The organism is Neisseria sp. P0021.S005 (genome assembly GCF_051956955.1).
On sequence record NZ_JBQCWY010000634.1, the window covers coordinates 1 to 1782 of the forward strand.

The 1782-nt window shown below is 50.5% G+C and carries 1 protein-coding gene and 1 pseudogene; both read left to right on the forward strand.

The genetic code is table 11. The annotated features are described in order from the left end of the window. Positions 1–152 precede the first annotated feature (152 nt). The gene (locus ACTHUE_RS17725) at positions 153–1373 is read left to right on the forward strand and encodes a glycosyltransferase (protein ID WP_440424078.1); all 1221 of its coding nucleotides are present in this window, start codon (positions 153–155) and stop codon (positions 1371–1373) included. A 44-nt stretch (positions 1374–1417) separates the two neighbouring features. Next, positions 1418–1782 (forward strand): annotated as a pseudogene (locus ACTHUE_RS17730) (GTPase HflX); the annotation flags it as partial.

The window sequence follows — 1782 nt, forward strand, 5'->3', positions numbered from 1 at the left end:
GTGTATCTGATACGTCGTCAGGAAAAAAGATAAGGCAAAATAAACTTCAGGCCGTCTGAAAGGCAATCTTCAGACGGCCTGAGTATTTTGTGTGCAAAAAACAAAATGCTAAAGTAAAATAATACCTTTCCAAATCAATGCGGCTATTGAAAATGTCCCAAACCATCTGCTTGAATATGATTGTCAAAAACGAAGCGGCAATCATCGAAGAAACACTGGCCAACATCACCGACCACATCAAACTTGACTACTATGTCATCAGCGACACCGGCTCGACAGATGATACCGTCGGCGTGATCCGCCGCTTTTTCGATGCAAAGGGCATCGCGGGCGAGATTCATCATGATGGTTGGCAAAATTTTGCATACAACCGCAATCAGGCGTTGAAACACGCAAAAGGCAAAACCGATTACGTTTTGATTTTTGATGCGGACGACCGCTTTGAAGGCAAATTGGAATTGCCCGAGCTGACTGCCGATCGTTACCGCCTCCGCATGAGAAATGCCATGGGCAGCGTGGTTTATTACCGTCCGCTGTTGTTGCGCAATGACGGAACATTCTACTGGCGCGGCGTGTTGCATGAGTTTATCGAGACCGACAAACAAGATACCAGCGAAGCCACGCTTCATGGCGACTATACGGTTCTCAGCGGCCGTTTCGGCGCACGCAGCAATATGGCGAATAAATACCTGCTTGATGCGGTTTCTTTGGAAAAAGCGTTTTACAGCCCTGAAGATGAAGACCTGAAACCGCGTTACGCCTTTTATGCGGCACGTTCTTATTGGGATTCTGATATGCCCGAGCGTGCGAGCGAATGGTTTAAAAAACGCATCGAGTTGGGCGGTTGGATCGAGGAAGTGACGGTTTCTTACCAACAGCTGGGCGAGTGCTACAAATTAATGGGCAAACGCGATGAAGCTTTGGCGACTTGGTTGGCAGGCTACGATTACAACCCGCGCCGTGCCGAGTGTCTCTACCTTGCGCAAACCATGCTGCGCCAGGAAGGAAAATACCGCATTTCCCATGCGATCGGCTTGATGGCGAAGCGCATTCCGTTCCCGAAAGACGATATTCTTTTTGTCCAAAGCAATGTTTATCAGTTGGACATCGACTATGAATTGTCGGTTACCGCCTATGCCGCCGGCGATTTGCGCCAAGGCTATGAATCTTGCCGCCACTTGCTCTTGCTTAATGTACGCGAGGCATTGACCACGGTGACCATGCAAAATATGTGGCTCTACCGCGAACACGCGCAAACCGAAACGCGCGAAGTGTTGGAGCAGCTGGTGGCCGTAATGCAGCCTTATGCCGCGCAAGGCGGACGTTTGGCAGAAGTGACCGAATATTTTGCCGATATTTTGAAAAACCGTTAATTAGCACTTTGACCCAGCCATAAGGCCGTCTGAAAGGAAATTTTTTGAGCAAGCGCAATCTGTTTTCCGTCGATAAATCTTTGGAGCAGCCCGAACGCGTCCTCTTGGTCGGCGTAATGCTGACGGCGGACTATTCTGGCGCAAATGAAACGCGCGAGCGCGGCTTTCAGACGGCCTTGACCGAAGCGGCAGAATTGGTGAGCGCGGCCGGAGGCGATTTGGTTTCTATCGAAACTTCACGCCGCGACAAACCGCATCCGGCTTTGTTTGTCGGTACGGGTAAGGCGGAAGAATTGGCGGCAGTGGTCAAGCAGCATGATGTCGGGCTGGTCGTGTTTAACCACGAACTCACGCCGACACAAGAGCGTAATCTGGAGAAAGAGCTTCAATGCCGCGTCCTCGACAGAGT